We start from the raw sequence: 14,966 nt of genomic DNA on the forward strand, positions 1-14,966 counted from the left end.
TAATCTTGCGATCACCAGTCTTAACTCACAAGCACCCACACGAATTGCTTGATTCAGCTTGTTAAAGAGCAGTTGGTTAAGGCTTTCATCTCAACCGAGGCCGCGCATTCTACGCCAACCTCTTATTTCGTCAAGCGTTATTTTCAGAATTTTTCGTTCCTACTCAACCGCTTGCGCTGTCGATCGGCCGGAGCTTCTCGTCAGCGGGATGCGCATTCTACAGCGATCAGAATCACTGTCAAGCACCTCGGCGATCTTCCTTTTGGCTCGCTGCCGGAGCAGCTGCCGACCCCAAAGGCGGCAAGTGAATCACCGGCCTGACCACCACTCTCAACTTCTACCCTACTTAAGTGCTTGATTTTCAAGCTCTTTCAGCGCTTCGTCGCTGGGAGTGGTGCGCATTATAGGGAGTTAAAAACCCCCGTCAACGACTTTTTGAAACTTTTATTTCAGCGGCGCTCTTTCCTGCAGCAGCGAGACCAGCGAGTCGAAGTCATTCATCTGATAGAGCGGCAGATACAGCTTCCTGACCGCGCCCCTCACCTGCCCTGCCGAGCCCATGTCGCCGCTGACCACCTTCCTCTTATAGGCAACCTGCTCGTCCTGGTGCCGGTACACGTCTTGCGCCGACATCCAGAACACGCCCTTCACGCAAGGCAGGTCGTACCAGTAGACGTAGGCGCACTTGTACGCTCCCGGGCCGTTGACCACGAGCTCGCGCTGGGCGTTCAACTTGCCGGCGACGTCCAGCGTCATCGAGTGGGAATAACACTCGTAGGCCGGGTTGACCTTCTTCGAGATCAGCAGGAACGGCCGGAAGATGACCTTGAATTCCATCAGCAGCAGAACTTCGCCGCTTTGCACGTGCCGCACCTGGAAATCCGGCATGTGCAGTTCCTGCCGGTCGGCCCTTTCGATCACGAGCCCCGGAACGAGGGTATCCAGGACCTGCTGGAAGTAGGCCTCGAACACCGCCTCCAGTTCATTGCCCAGGTCGATGTCCGGGTTCTTGTCTATCTGCTTGAGCGTGGAGAGGTGAAACTTCTCGCATTCCCGGCAAACCGCGTCGTCGGGTCGTTTCAGCGCTGGAACGCCCTGCGCCTCATCGAGATACATCGTCTGGTAGTAGTGGCGTGACTCCTGCTGCCAGGCGAGCAGCCTGGAGTGCCCCGCCGGAACGCGGGCGACCAGCTCCGGCGGCAACGACGCCAGCAGGTTCTGGTACAGGATGCAGGCCTTCCATGGATTCGACATGCGCACAGCTACTCCCTACAATCGACGCCCTTCAGTCATGCTACACGAAGAGATCGCACGTTCTTCATGATCAAGCTGCTCAACACCTACGAAGACCGCGACGAGGCGGAAGCCGCCGCCGAGAAGCTGACCGGCCCCAAGCGCCTGGCCAGCGAGCGCGACGACACCACCACCATCTACAACCTCTTCGGCGCCCCGACCTGGGGCAACTTCCTCCGCCTGGGCATGTACAACCTGGAGGAACTCAAGGCCCTGCTGGCCAACCGGGAAAGCTGGGATGGCGCGCAGCAGGCACGCCACGCGGAAATCGCCCGGACCCTGGCCATCGTGGCCAAGAACTACGAGATCGAAGTTCCTGCCCACTGGCTGTAGCCCTCGGCTACAGCCAGCAGCGCCCTACCCTATCCTCGCGAACATCTTCTCCAGATAGCTGCCGGCACCATCCTCCATGAACAGGATGTGGCGATCCTCCAGCTCTGTTTTCGGGCAATGCTCCGCGACGTTCAGCAACTCCGTGTAGGGCGTCGGCGACAGCACGAAGGCGTTGAGCACGAGCGCCTGCTCGCCCGGCTTGGCCAACGTGGCCTGGATCGACTTGATCTCCTTGTACAGGCCCAGCTTCGGGTGCCCCAGGTCCAGGTTGCGCAGGCCCTTGGGGTCCACGAAGGTCAGCCACTGCTGCCCCGTCGCCTCGTCCACCAGCCAGAGCAGGAAATCGGGATAGAAGTTGCCCGCAGTGGCGAAGCCCAGGCCCTTGTCCTGGGTGGCGGCGTTGCGCAGCAGATATAGGCTGCGCGAGCCGATGGCCTGCCTGCCGGCGGGCGAGCCGTGGAAAGCCTCTAGGTCCCTGACGAAATCCCACTCGCTGGGCGCGTCGAACGCCAGCGGGCGCAGCTTGAAGGGCACGGCGTCCTTGTCCTCCAGCGACAGCAGCGGGTAGTACAGGTGACGATCGAAGCTGATGGCCACCATGTGCGGCGCGCTCCATTGGCCGGCCTGGTCGATCCGCCCTTCCGCCACCAGCGCCTTCAGCTCCTCCAGCTTGTGGAAATACTCCAGTCCCTGCTCGCTGCCCTCGATCTCGAAGCGGTAGCCCTTGAGCATCGAGCCGTGCCCCTCGTCCAGCGGGACCACGTCGTAGAACTGGCCTTCGTAGCCGCTCTTCAGCGCCTTGTAGAAGCGCTCGGTGTAGTCGACCAGCAGGCGGACCAGTATGTCTTCCTGCTTGCGGACGTCGGCATAGCCGGTGATCGCCAGCTCGCTGGCCGGGATCAGCAGCGTGTACCAGTCGGCCGGCCCCTGGCAGAACTCCATCAGCTTCTGCCGGTCCAGGCGCAGGTTGCTCCAGCCCCGCTGCAGCTTGCAGTCCTGCAGCTCGACATAGATGCGGTCCCAGTCGAACAGGCCGAACAGCGCCGGGTTGAGCTTGGCGCGGTTGCGCGCCTGCGCCACGGAGCCCGCCGCCTTCGTGGTGCTCAGCGCCTCGATGCGCGGATACAGGTCCAGCGTCACATGGGGCAGCTTGACCTTGCCGGCGAACGCCGCGGGCACTTCGTACAGCCAGGGGAAATGGGTGCGCTTGAAGCCCTTCTGCTGGTTGTCCTTGTAGCCGTCCTTGAGCGCCAGGGTCCTCAGCTTGCCTTGCGGCAGGTTCGCCCGGGTGGGGAGCTCCAGCTCGATCAGCTCGTCGCTGGGGGTGATCCCCTCTTCCTTCAGGTAATCCTTGAAGGCGGCGATGTAGTTGGCGCGCACGCCGAAGATGTTCAGGGTTTCCAGCTTGTCCAGGTGCAGGCCCTTGGGGCGTTCCTGCGGACTGGTGCGCTTCAGCGAGAAACCCTCGCCCTTCAGCCGCACGCCGCGACCGAACAGCTGGATGATCTGCGAACCCTCGCCCTGCCCCATGTTGAGCAGGCCCATGGTGGAAACCCGCCAGCTGCTCCAGCCCTCGGTGAACTTGCGCGAGCCGATCAGCACGTTCAGCCGGCTGTCCTTGTGGTTCAGGGTGCCGAAGAGCGCGCCGCTGAAGTCGTCCGCCTCGCTGTCGAAGGCCGCGCAGGCCTCGGCCTGGCGGAAGAAGGCGGAGTCGTCGCCGATGTTGATCAGCGCGAAGGGCTCGCCATCGCCCACCCGCAGGGCCAGCTCGCCCTTGCTGCTGCGAATGTTGACCAGCTTCAGGCGCTGACGGGCCGGGGCGTTGAACACCCGCTGGAGGATATCGGCGTACAGCTCGTCGATCCTGTCGCCATAGCCCAGCAGCGGCGCGAAGCGCCCCTGGAAGATGTTGTTGCCCTTGGCGTCCAGCAGCTGTGCCTTGTCGTTCGCCAGGTCCGCCAGCCAGGCCTTGATCTGCGCCTCGCGGTTGAGGAACTCGGCGAGGAAGGTCACCACCTCGAGAATGTCGGAGTCTTCGTCCGCCACCTTGTTGCCGACGAACACCCAGAGCGGCTTCTCGATGTTGAAGTCCTGCAGTTGCTCGCGATGACGGCTCCACAGCCAGGTCTGCTGGTAGAAGGCCAGCAGGCAGGCGGCGAAATACTTGTAGGCGTTGTCGCCCTCGGCGTAGGCCTCGCCGTTCATGTTGAGGATCAGCGAGTCCTTGCCGTAGCCATCCTCGTAGAAGAACTTGTACGAGTAATCGAAGAGGATGCACTTGGCGTAGACCTCGCGGGTCGCGGTGATGCGCGCCTGGCGCAGCTCCTCCGCGGTCAGCTGCAACTGCGCCAGCTGGTCCTCGTCCAGCTTCTTCAGGCTGGCGGTCTGGAACAGCATCTTCGCGCGCTTCTTCTTCAGCTCTTCCTCCGCCGCGTCGACGGTCAGCCCCTTGGCCACCGCCTGGCCGAAGGTGGCCGAATACTCGAAGGCGAAACCACCGCGCACCAGGGCGTCGCGCCGGCTCATCCAGGCCCCCGCGGCAGTCCCGGTGCCGCGGTGGCCTTCGTCCACCAGCACCAGGTTGTTGCCTTCGAAGGCTTCCACCGCCACGGTCTTGTCGCCCATCTCGTCGCCGAGCTTGTTGATGTCGATGATCTCGATGGTGCCGCGCGGCGGCGTCTGGCTCTTGTTGAAGTACTGGGCGAAGCCGAAGCCGGACAGGTGCAGCTCTTCCAGGTGCTGGCGCGACAGGCCCTCGTTGGGCGTCAGCAGGATGACCTTGCTCGGGTAGCGGTCGCCATTGCCGGCCTGGAAGTAGTGCAGGTACTGCAGGATGTTGACGTGCAGCAGCAGCGTCTTGCCGCTGCCGGTGGCGTTCCAGAAGGCGATCTTGTTCAGGTCGTCGGCGTCGAAGTCGCGGAACGGGTCGGCGCCGGCCTCCCCGCGGTAGGCCGCCAGGGTTTCGTTCAGGCCATCGAGCAGCGCTTCGCGGCGGTTGAAGTACCAGTCCAGGTAGATCTCGCTGAACAGCAGCGACAGGTACTGGAAGTACTTCATCTGCAGTTCGTGGCCTTCGCGCTTGTTGCGCTGGGCGGTGATGCGCTGCCAGTGCGCGACTATGTTCAGGTCGTAGCGGCGCAGCTCCGCCTCGCCGATGCGCTGCGGCTCGAAGAGGTTGCCGGCGAGCTCGTGGAAGAACAGCGTCTGGCCGTCGTCGTCGATGCCTTCGTGGCGGTCGTCGCCCAGGCGCAGTTTAAGCGCCCCCAGGCTGCCGCCCTTGAAGAAGCCCAGCATCCAGCGGTTGAGCACCAGTTCCTGGTGGAAGCTGCGCTTGCCGGCCGCGCCCCGTGGTGCTCGCGCCATCAGAGCGCCTCCACGGCGAACATGCGTTCGAGGAATTCCGGCTCGATCTGGCGCAGCTTGAGCTCGCGGGTGGCGCCGCCCTGCGCCGCGGTCTGGGTGAGCACCGAGGGGATGTTGTGGTCGCCGTTGAGGTAGATGACGTCGAAGCGGCTGTTCGCCGGGTCGATCGCCAGCTCCTCGCAGAGCCGGCTGATGCCCTCGTAGTCGAGGACCTCGCAGTCACGCCAGAGCACCAGGCAGCTTTCCCCGCCCGGCAGCGTGCCGGTGACCTTGACGAAGCCGCGCTCCAGTTGCGCATCCACCTGGCCGACGCGCAGGCCGAGGAGGTAGTTGAAGGTCTCGACCAGGTCCACCGGGCGCCGCTCGAAGGCGCCGGCGGAGTCCACCGCGATGTCCATGGCGTAGTCGAACGGCTTGCGGAAATCGCCGATCGACAGCAACGAGGCGCGGCTCTCCACGTTCAGCATGTAGCGCAGCAGGTAGTCGTCCCGCGCGTGGTCCGGGAGGAAGCCGAACAGGTCGCCCACCGCCGGCGGCCGGGCCAGCTGGATGTTGTTCAGGGCGTCCTCGTAGCTCTCCAGCTTGAGCACCTTGAAGCAGCCGGACAGGCCGGTCTGCGGCGCCGTGGGCTCGCCATCCTTCCATTGCGCGGAGTAGATGGCCTTGATCGCCCGCGGCTTGGTCACGGTTTCGAAGTACTCGCCCTGCTCCACCAGGATGAAGCCGAGCTTGGGCTCCAGGCCGGCGGCCTGGGCCTCGCGCCGCAGCTCGATCACCGCATGGGCGGTGGTGCCGCTGCCGCCGAAGTAGTCGAGCACCAGGGCCTGCTCGTCGGCCTGGACCGCCAGGGAGATGCACTTCTTCACCAGGTGGATCGACTTCGGGAAGTCGAAGCGTTTCTCGCCGAGCATGTCGATGAGCAGGCTGTTGCCGTACTTGCCGGCGTCGAACTCGCCGCCGCTCCAGACGGTCTTGGGCACGGTCTGTTCATGGGTGACGAACAGGTCCCAGTCGTCGCCGACCTTGAGCGCCGCGACGCGCTCCAGGTTCTGGCGGATGGAGTCGAGGCCGAAGTTCCAGCGCCGCTCGACGCCGTCCTGGTCGATCGGCCACACCTCGATGCGCCCGTCGGGCAGCAGGACGTTCCTGCCGGCCGGGTGGAAATCGTCGTCCGGCACCGTGCCGACGTCGACCACACGGCCGTCCAGCACGTAGATCGGGTAGAACGACGGCCGCCGGTCGATGCGCCGGGAGTTCTCGCCCCAGCGCCGCATCTTGCGCGGGGTGCCGTTCTCTTCCAGGGTCCTGGCGATGCTCGACAACCCGTCGCGGGTGAGGAACAGGGCGTACTCGTGGGTACGGTTGAAGTTGCGGGTGATCGAGCCCTTGGGGTTGTGCACCACGGTGACCCGCGACAGCGTGTGCTCCGGCGCCACCTGCTCCATCACCTTGGACAGGTTGACCATCTCGGAATCGTCGATCGCCACCGTCTTCACGCCGTCGAAGCACAGCAGGCTCATGCCCTTGATCAGGCGGTCCTGCATCAGGCTCATCCAGGACGAGTGCTTGTACTCGTTCTTGTAGAGGATGGGCGTGGAGTTGGTGTTGTAGGGCGGGTCTATATAGATGTACTTGACCTGCTCGCGGTAGCGCTCCTGCAGGAAGCTCAGGGCCTGGAAGTTGTCGCTGTGGACGAAGGTGCCGTTGACGCTGCCGTCCAGGTCGGCAATGGAGGCCAGCAACCGCGCCTTGAAGGCGGCGTCGTAGAGGCTGGTGTCGAGCATCCGGAAGGGCGCATTGCGCAGGTCCTGCTCGGTGCCATTCGCCGCGCCCGTCCAGAGCCCCAGCTGGCGCCACTGCTCCCATTGCCGGGGGTTGCCGACGATGGCTGGGTACAACGCTTCCGGCACCCGGTCCAGGGTGATGCAGTAATGGCTGGAGACCACGAACTTCTTCTTCAGCCAGAGCTTCTTCTGGAACTCCTCCAGTTGCGCCAGGAAGTCGATCAGCTCCCGGGCGATGGCCCGCAGGCACTGCGTCATGCGCAGGCTCTTGTCGATATCGGCGATGGCCGTGGCGTTCTGCAGGTCGTCCAGGTACAGGACTTCGTTCTTGATGTAGAAGTCCAGCTCGCCGCGCAGGAAACGCCCGAGGTCCTTGTGGATGAAGTAGTCGGCGGTGTTCTTGCTGGCGTAGTCGCTGAGGTTCTTCTCCAGCAGCGTGCGCTGCGGGTTCTTCTCGGTCGGCTCGCGCCTGGCCAGCTCAGCCCAGCGCGCCTTGACCGCCGCGTCGCCCAGCACGGTCTCGACGGCCTTGCCGATCAGCGTCTCCTGCTTGGTGCCCTTGGCCACCGGCCGGTATTCGAAGCGCAGCGTCAGCAGCGGCTGGCCGTCGGCGCCGTCGCCCTCCTCGATGGGCAGCAGCGCTTCGTCGTATTCGTGGCCGTGCTCGTCGGTGCGGCTCAGCGTCATCGGTTCGATCAGCGCGAAGCGGCGTTCCTTGTCGTTGTCCTTGCGGTTGTCCTTGGCGGTGTCGGCGGCCACCAGGCGGAAGTGCACGGCGCGGCCGTCTTCCAGGCGGAAGCTGTAGTTGGCGAAGTTCTCGCCGCTCTTGGTGTAGTACTGGTCCTTGTTGGCCCAGTGCAGCATGACTTCCTCGCCGGCGTAGGGGATGGCGTAGGTGTCCCCCTTGTAGCGGCGCTGGCTGACGAAATCGCCGTTGTTGTAGTAACGGCTGAAGAAGGTCAGCAGGTGGCTGAAGACGGCGTTCTCGTGCTCGGCGCCGTCGCCCCCCGCCAGGTGCTCCTGGATCTTGCGCGGCAGGCGCCGCTCCAGGTAGTCGTTGATCTCGCCGGCGCGGGCATTGAGGATGCGGTAGACGCCGAAGTCCAGCTCCGGGCGGTCGATCTGGAAGATCTCGCGCAGCTTGGCGACCAGGGCCTGGTGCTTGGGATTACGGATGTCGCTCATGACTTGGCCTTTTTCAATACCGCTGTATCTGTCCGGGTTCGCCGCCGGGGAAACGCACGCCGCGCCCGCAGCCAGGTTCGGCACGGCGGGCTCGGACTATGCTCGGGATGCACGCACCGCCGGCCCGCGCCGCAGTGGCGAGGCGCTTCGACGGCATAACGACCGGGGGGCGGGCGGAATCAGGATTCAGCTCCCTCTGCGATCCGGCAGGCAGTGAATCTCAACTGACTTGCGATTGGCAACCTGGGCCGCGCCCTGCCAATCCAAACCGTTGATCTTACAAGAGAAGCGAACCGTTCGCGACCGGCGGGGGCCGGGCTGCGCCAAGGGGGCTCGACTAGACGCCGGGCGGCAGCTTCGAGCGCATCGCCTTGCGCCGGTCGAACTTCTCGCCATCCACCACGAAGGTGCCGTCGCCGACCGCGTGCAGGGTACGGCGCTCCTCGCGTTTGGAATCGACATAGGCGGCTATGCCGTCGAGCACCACTATGTTGTGCCGCTCGACCACGTCGACCACCCGGCACTCGATGTTCGCCAGGCACTCGCCGATCAGCGGCGCGCCGATATGCCGGGCCGGCACGGCGGTCAACCCGAAGCGGGCGAACTTGTCGGTGTCGGCGCCGGAGCAGGTGCCTATGCCGACCACGGTGTCGAGCAGGTCCACGGTGGGAATGGCGATGACGCACTCGCGGGTCTTTTCCAGCGCGGCGTAGGAATGGTTCCAGGGCCCGGTGGTGAAAGCGAAGCGCGGGGTGAAGTCGACCACCATGGTCCAGGACAGCGTCATGATGTTGGGCTGGCCAGCGTCGCAGGTGGTGACCAGCACCACCGGGCCGGGCTCCAGCAGGGTGAAGGCCTTCTCCAGCGTCAGCGCTTTCATGGCGGCTGCTCCTCGTCGCAGGGTTCCACGCCCGTGCCCAGGACCGTGGGTGAGTGGATACCACCTATTCCTTTCCCTGCCCGCACACGGGAAGGAACAGAGTAGGCGTTTTTCCATGGCTTGCCACGAGGTCACTTGTATGTTCGTAGCCAACCGCCTCAGACAACCCATCCCCGTCACGCCTTCCTCGGAACGTACCGCCTGTTTCCCGAGAAGAAGAAGACTCCTCGCCCGCGTTCGCCCGATGCCGGTCATCGTCGGCCTCGCCTGGCCGGAACCACGCAGGCGCCAGTTCCTCGCTGACGCCCGCTGTTCGGTTCGACTCCTCAGAAGCTTCCCCCACCTCCGCCAGCGCCTGCTCGAGGATCGAAAGGATCTGGTCGGTCTGTTCGCGCCCGATGGTCAGGGCCGGGCTCAGGCACAGGGTGTTGTTGAAGTCGGCGAAGGAGCGGTTGGTACGGCTGATGATCAGGCCCTTGGCCATGCACAGCGCGGCAACCCGCATGGCCACGCCCTCGGCCACCGGTTCGCGGGTCTCGCGGTCGCTGACCAGCTCGATGCCGAGGAAGAGTCCCTTGCCACGAACCTCGCCGATCAGCGGGTGTTTTCGCTGCAGGCGCAGCAGGCCTTCCCGCTCGATGATCCGCAGGTTCTCCAGCGCTGCGGCGGGGCCGGCGGTACAGCCGCCGAAGGTGCTGATGTCACGGAAGTAGACCTCGCGGTCGTCCGGCTCGCCCTTGAACTGTTCGAACACCTCTTCTGTGGTCACCGTGCAGGAGATGGCGGCATACCCGGACGCCACGCCCTTGGCCATGGTGACGATGTCCGGCTGGATGCCGTAGTGCTGGTAGGCGAACCACTTGCCGGTGCGGCCCAGGCCGCAAACCACCTCATCGATGTGAATGAGGATGTCGTACTTGCGGCAGATCGCTTCCACGGCCTTCAGGTAGCCCGCGGGCGGAGTGATGACGCCACCACCGGCGGTGATCGGCTCCAGCACCACCGCGCCGATGGTGTCCGGCCCCTCGCGCAGGATGATCTCCTCCATGGCGCGGGCCGCGCGGGCGCCGTAGTCGTCGACCGGGCCGAATTGGCTGCGGTACTCGCAGCAATGCGGGAACTCGACGAAGCCCGGGGTGAAGGGGCCGTACTGCATGCGCCGTTCCTGCTGGCCGGTGGAGCTCAGGCAGGTGATGGTGGTGCCGTGGTAGTCGCGCTCGCGGTAGAGGATCTTGTGCTTGCGGCCGGCGTACTTGCGGCGGGCGATCTGCCGCACCATCTTGTAGGCCTTCTCGTTGGCTTCCGAGCCTGAGTTGGAGAAATACACCCGGCTCATGCCCGGCATCTTCTCGATCAGCGCCTCGGCGAAGCGCGCCGCCACCGGGCTGCCCAGGGTGCCGGCGAAGTAGTTCAGCTCGACCAGTTGGTCGCGCACGGCGTCGGCGATGCTGGCCCGGCCATAGCCCACGTTGACGCACCAGACGCCGCCGGAAGTGGCGTCCAGGTAGCACCGGCCTTGCCCTTCCAGGGCACCAGGCGGCGCTCCAGCCAGCGCATGCCGAGGTCGAACAACAGGGCCAGGGCGCCGATCACCAGGATGCCCAGCACCACCACCTCGGTGGCCATGAACTTCGATGCGGTCAGCACCATGAAGCCCAGGCCGGCGGTGGCCGCGACCATCTCGGCGGCGACCAGGGTGGTCCAGCCGAAGCCGATGGCGATGCGCATGCCGGTGAGGGTGTCCGGCAGGGCCGCCGGGACTATCACGTGGAACAGCACCTGGCGGCGGCTCCCGCCCATGGAGTAGGCGGCGTGGATCTGTTCGATGGCCACCGAGCGCACGCCGGCGCGGGCGCTGAGCGCCAGCGGGGCGAACATGGCCAGGTAGATGAACAGGATCTTCGAGCCTTCGCCGATGCCCATCCAGATCACCACCAGGGGCAGATAGGCCAGCGGCGGCAGCGGCCGGTAGAACTCCACCAGTGGGTCGAAAATGCCCCGCGCCACCCGGTTGACGCCCATGAGAATGCCCACCGGCACCGCCGTCAGCACCGCGAGGAAGAAGGCGCCGAAGCCCTGCTGCGCAGCATCCGCCCTACATCCGCTACTTCGACTCATCGAAGTTCCCCTCCGACCTGGCCAACGGCGACATCTGCGCCGTGGTCGGCTGGGGCGGCTCGGTATACAGCGCCAAACAGATCGCCGAGCGGGCCCACAACGGCATGAAGATCACCTACAGCATCCCCCGCGAAGGCGCCCCGGTGTGGATGGAAAACCTGGTGCTGCTCAAGGATGCGCCACACCCACGGCAAGGCTACGCCTTCATCGACTAAATCCTGCACCCGGAAATTACTGCGAAGAACTCCAACTACGTCGGCTCCCCCAACGGCAACAAGGACGCCACCAAACTGATAGACACCCAACTGCGCGAAAACCCGGCGCAGCATCCCACGAAGGAGGTCATGGATACATTGTATCCGCTGGAAACACTGCCCTTGAGGCTTGAGCGGGTGCGTACGCGGGTCTGGACGAGGGTGAAGACTGGGACGTGATGGGTTTGGGCTGTTGGGGACCGACTTCTGCTGGGTGGGGGCTGGTGGGGGTTGGCTGGTTTTGTTGGGCTGTGGTTGCCATTTCATACTAGCGACGTGGGTCACGCTGTCAGCGGGTACAGGACTGACAGCGTGATGGGACAACTAGGTGGGCAGCCACGGCGGCCCTATTCCCCAACCTGGAAGTTCACCTCCTTCGCAGCATCGGCCAAGGCCTTGGTCTCAGCGGTTTGCATGACCACGTCGCCGACTTCTGCAGCGACACTGCCTGAATTCGCTTCTGGGTTACGTCCGAGCTTATCGAAGAGCACTGCCTGCCAGGGCGGTCAAGCTGGGTGATCTGGACGGACGCGGTTCCAGACGTGGATATCAGTGCGTTCGCTCAATGGTTTTGTGCGCAATTTGCGTCAACCAGAAACCAAAACAGAACACCTCAAACACTCTACCCCTTGCACCCCATACAGGTAATAACCTTTCCAAAGAAATCTAAGCCAGTCCAATACATAAATCTCAAGCCATTGAATTTACTGCAATTAATAGATTTTCTCGTCCAAAATCGTCCGAAGTCGTGCGACGAAATCCGATCTCAATTGGCAACCAATTGGCAACCAGGTAATCTCAATTGGCAACCAATTGGCAACGAGGAAACGGACCAAATGGCCAAGATCACAGACCGCCAGATGACGGCCAAACCAGGTACGAGCGACAGGTGGCTGAGCGAGGTTGCCATCTGGGGACACGGCAGCTTGGTCGCCCGTATCACTCCAAGCGGTGAACGCCTCTTCTATTTCCGCTACACCAACAACAGCAGTGAGCGCATCACCTTCCCCATTGGCACATACAGTCGCGATGGCAGCGAAGGCACTATGACACTCGCTGAAGCAGGTCTGCGGGCTAAAGAGCTTGCCGGGCTTCATAAGTCAGGCGTCAGAGATGTCAAGGAGCATCTAGAGACCGAGGAAGCCTCTCGCGTGGCGGCACGCGATGCTGAGCTTGCACGGGTCGCCGCAGAGAAAGCCGCATTGGAGGCGGCCCAGGCCCGTCAAGCTGCCAGAAAAACCGTCCAGCAGCTGTTCGATCACTGGGCCAAGGTCGACTTGATCAACCGCAAGGACGGCGGCGCAGAAGTCCGCCGCATGTTCGAGAAAGATGTTCTGCCTTTCCTCGGTCAAATGGCAGTCGAAGATGTGAAAAAAGGCCACATCACCGAGGTAACGGACGCCCTGCTCGCTCGCGGCGTCAACCGGATGGCGAAGATGGTCTTCAGCCTGATGCGCCAGATGTTCCGATTCGCCGTAGACCGGGATCTAATCGATCACGATCCGACTGCAAGCATTCGCAAAGCCAAAATTGGCGGTAAGGACGTCGAGCGAGATCGCGTATTGAGTGACGAAGAAATACGCGCGTTAGCAAGGCTCACTCCGCAAGCCGGCCTACTCCCCTCTTCAGAGGCTGCAATTTGGATTGCTTTGTCTACCTGTTGCCGCATCGGCGAGCTGCTGAATGCCCGATGGGAGAATGTCGACCTCACCAAAGGCAACTGGCACATACCTGCAGAGCAAAGCAAAAACGGTAGGGCCCACAACGTAACCCTCTCACCGTTCGCCATTCAACAATTCAAGGCCCTCATGGTATTCAGTTCTGCCAGCGAATGGTGCTATCCCAACACCCAGAATAGCGGTCCTGTTTGCTCAAAGACTGTGACCAAGCAGCTTGGCGATAGGCAGCGCCTGCCAAACCAAGGGATCCTGAGCAACAGAAGCGCTAATGCTCAGGCGCTACTCCTCTCGGGAGGAAAGTGGACTCCACACGACCTAAGGCGAACTGGCGCCACGATCATGACCGCCCTTGGTGTTCTCCCGGAAGTAGCGGAACGCTGCCTTAACCACACGGAGGAAAACAAGGTAAAGCGCACCTACCAACGACACAGCTACGCCAAAGAGATGTCAGAAGCATGGTATATTCTTGGACAACACTTAGAATTACTAATTTCAAAGTAGCGAAAAACCAGATACCTCGCAGCTTTGTGGCCATGACAAATACTAAAATTAAGCTCTCAGAGAAGCGCTAAGACTTCCCTATTATCCCCCTCACAACCTTGTCACTTACAAGCAAATCAATCATATAACCTTGAACATCCTCACTATCACACTTGATCCCCAGGCCATTCAGCCTAAAAAGAACTTTATCTAGCACCTTATCAACAATAGCCACAGCCTCAACACGAGAGCGAAATGGAGCACTCTCTCGCAAAACAGCTATAAATTCATTCCTAATAGTACTTTTACGCTCACCCTCAACCTTTGCCTTTCCATATCCACCTGCACGCGCCCTTTCACGATAAGCTCTTGACTCATCTGGATACAGACTCCGACGTATACTTAGATATTTACAGGCACGCTTCCGAGCATTCCTATAGCCGACCATATCGCCCACCCTCAAGTGAAAGTATGCGTCTGCCACGGACACTAAGATAAGCTCCACCAAACAATCCTCATGCTTTTTACTGCACGCTTTCTTATCAGCCATGGAAATTAAATTATTTACATAATCAGAACAAAAGCCTCCACTCTCATCTATCACTTCCAATTTCTCAACCAAAAGCCGCCTCACAAATCTTGAATTTATCCCAAGCCCATGATTCGCCTCACCATCAGGCAAGAAAATATATTCAACAAGAAGGCAAAGCCTCTTAAAACTCTCAAATTCCGGCGTCCCCATCAAGCTCTTAAACTCGTCATCATTAAAAGCCAAAAATTCGCCCATGACTTTTTGTGCAACGAACAAAGAAGCAATTTCAAGCTCATACTCACTATCGCTCTTTAAATCCCTCATCAGATATACGGCCTCTTCAAAGGAATACCAATCGACCACCCCATCCGGTGCAATTTCTTCCTCAGGATCAACCTGTTCAACTAAAAAGTAAGCACATGTCCCACTCCCTCCAAAATATACACCATCCCCAGCAGATGTGACCCTAACTCTTATTCTGGCCTCATCGAAAACCGCTGCAACAATCGCGCTATCAGGTGTTTCATTACCAGACAATTCAGTCCGTATAAAATACCCCCCGACAGGTCCAGGCCTTCTGCGCAGCAATACACGAGAATTAGAGCCGACTATAATTGCCAAATACTGTTTAGCTTCTGGAATCTTCAAGTTCAACAATCCCTATAAATTTACAATCAAGACTACAGCCTAGAATAAGACTTCCAAATATGCCCAAACATGCATGCCAATTAAATCCGCTCACTACCCCCTTACCCTACGCAGGGATTACATCAAATCTCACTCAGAGCAGAGCAGAAACATCAGCCTAATGCCTAGAAGCCCGCTACAGCTGCTATTCAATAGCAGCTGTAGCGGCTTTTTAGCCATGCTCACTCATCCGCGAGCCAGTACCACAGCCCACAGCCCACAGCCCACAGCCCACAGCCCACAGCCCACAGCCCACAGCCCACAGCCCACAGCCCAGCATCATCACAAAGCGCAAAAAATCAAGCGTCACAACCGTCATGTAAAAAAATACCGCTAAGCAAAGCCGTTTCAATACGAAATCACCAGACCTAGCATCTG

General features: G+C 61.3%; 10 protein-coding genes and 1 pseudogene. 4 read left to right on the forward strand and 7 right to left on the reverse strand.

Features of this window, described 5'->3' with window-relative positions:
• Positions 1-48: 48 nt before the first annotated feature.
• Positions 49-321: a hypothetical protein gene (locus PcP3B5_RS31525; protein WP_145923920.1), complete on the forward strand. Its 273-nt coding sequence runs from the start codon at positions 49-51 to the stop codon at positions 319-321.
• A gap of 123 nt (positions 322-444) precedes the next feature.
• On the opposite strand, the gene PcP3B5_RS19660 is transcribed toward PcP3B5_RS31525, so the two are convergent.
• A complete protein-coding gene (locus PcP3B5_RS19660) occupies positions 445-1,254 on the reverse strand; it encodes a hypothetical protein (protein WP_061562191.1) in 810 nt (269 codons plus the stop codon).
• A 69-nt stretch (positions 1,255-1,323) separates the two neighbouring features.
• Here PcP3B5_RS19660 and PcP3B5_RS19665 point away from each other — a divergent pair, with 69 nt between their 5' ends.
• Positions 1,324-1,626, forward strand: coding sequence for a hypothetical protein (locus PcP3B5_RS19665; RefSeq protein WP_061563304.1), 303 nt, complete (start codon positions 1,324-1,326; stop codon positions 1,624-1,626).
• 24 nt (positions 1,627-1,650) lie between these two features.
• Here PcP3B5_RS19665 and PcP3B5_RS19670 read toward each other — a convergent pair whose 3' ends face one another.
• The 5 genes and pseudogenes from PcP3B5_RS19670 to PcP3B5_RS32230 form a co-directional block, all read right to left on the reverse strand.
• Positions 1,651-4,989, reverse strand: coding sequence for a DEAD/DEAH box helicase family protein (locus PcP3B5_RS19670; protein WP_061562192.1), 3,339 nt, complete (start codon positions 4,987-4,989; stop codon positions 1,651-1,653).
• Positions 4,989-7,958 (reverse strand): DNA methyltransferase, encoded by a 2,970-nt coding sequence (locus PcP3B5_RS19675; protein ID WP_061562193.1) that lies wholly within the window; start codon positions 7,956-7,958, stop codon positions 4,989-4,991. The genes PcP3B5_RS19670 and PcP3B5_RS19675 overlap by 1 nt, the downstream gene beginning before the upstream one ends.
• A gap of 337 nt (positions 7,959-8,295) precedes the next feature.
• Positions 8,296-8,838 (reverse strand): flavin reductase family protein, encoded by a 543-nt coding sequence (locus PcP3B5_RS19680; RefSeq protein WP_061562194.1) that lies wholly within the window; start codon positions 8,836-8,838, stop codon positions 8,296-8,298.
• Positions 8,839-8,902: 64 nt separating this feature from the next.
• Positions 8,903-10,306, reverse strand: coding sequence for an aminotransferase family protein (locus PcP3B5_RS19685; RefSeq protein ID WP_269465726.1), 1,404 nt, complete (start codon positions 10,304-10,306; stop codon positions 8,903-8,905).
• Between the two features lie 44 nt (positions 10,307-10,350).
• Positions 10,351-10,932: pseudogene (locus tag PcP3B5_RS32230) on the reverse strand (ABC transporter permease subunit); the annotation flags it as partial.
• A 65-nt stretch (positions 10,933-10,997) separates the two neighbouring features.
• Between PcP3B5_RS32230 and PcP3B5_RS32640 the strand changes: the two are divergent.
• Positions 10,998-11,171, forward strand: coding sequence for a hypothetical protein (locus tag PcP3B5_RS32640; protein WP_415754149.1), 174 nt, complete (start codon positions 10,998-11,000; stop codon positions 11,169-11,171).
• A gap of 875 nt (positions 11,172-12,046) precedes the next feature.
• The gene (locus PcP3B5_RS19695; protein ID WP_061562195.1) at positions 12,047-13,390 is read left to right on the forward strand and encodes a site-specific integrase; all 1,344 of its coding nucleotides are present in this window, start codon (positions 12,047-12,049) and stop codon (positions 13,388-13,390) included.
• 67 nt (positions 13,391-13,457) lie between these two features.
• On the opposite strand, the gene PcP3B5_RS31535 is transcribed toward PcP3B5_RS19695, so the two are convergent.
• A complete protein-coding gene (locus tag PcP3B5_RS31535) occupies positions 13,458-14,549 on the reverse strand; it encodes an NUDIX hydrolase (RefSeq protein WP_145923921.1) in 1,092 nt (363 codons plus the stop codon).
• Positions 14,550-14,966 lie beyond the last annotated feature (417 nt).

This window comes from Pseudomonas citronellolis (genome assembly GCF_001586155.1).
GTDB classification, from domain to species: Bacteria; Pseudomonadota; Gammaproteobacteria; order Pseudomonadales; family Pseudomonadaceae; genus Pseudomonas; species Pseudomonas citronellolis.

Excerpts from the sequence above, each read along its gene's own strand:
- PcP3B5_RS19670 (WP_061562192.1), bottom strand. The coding sequence starts at position 4,989 with ATGGCGCGAGCACCACGGGGCGCGGCCGGCAAGCGCAGCTTCCACCAG.
- PcP3B5_RS19695 (WP_061562195.1), top strand. The coding sequence starts at position 12,047 with ATGGCCAAGATCACAGACCGCCAGATGACGGCCAAACCAGGTACGAGC.
- PcP3B5_RS19660 (WP_061562191.1), bottom strand. The coding sequence starts at position 1,254 with ATGTCGAATCCATGGAAGGCCTGCATCCTGTACCAGAACCTGCTGGCG.
- PcP3B5_RS19680 (WP_061562194.1), bottom strand. The coding sequence starts at position 8,838 with ATGAAAGCGCTGACGCTGGAGAAGGCCTTCACCCTGCTGGAGCCCGGC.
- PcP3B5_RS19675 (WP_061562193.1), bottom strand. The coding sequence starts at position 7,958 with ATGAGCGACATCCGTAATCCCAAGCACCAGGCCCTGGTCGCCAAGCTG.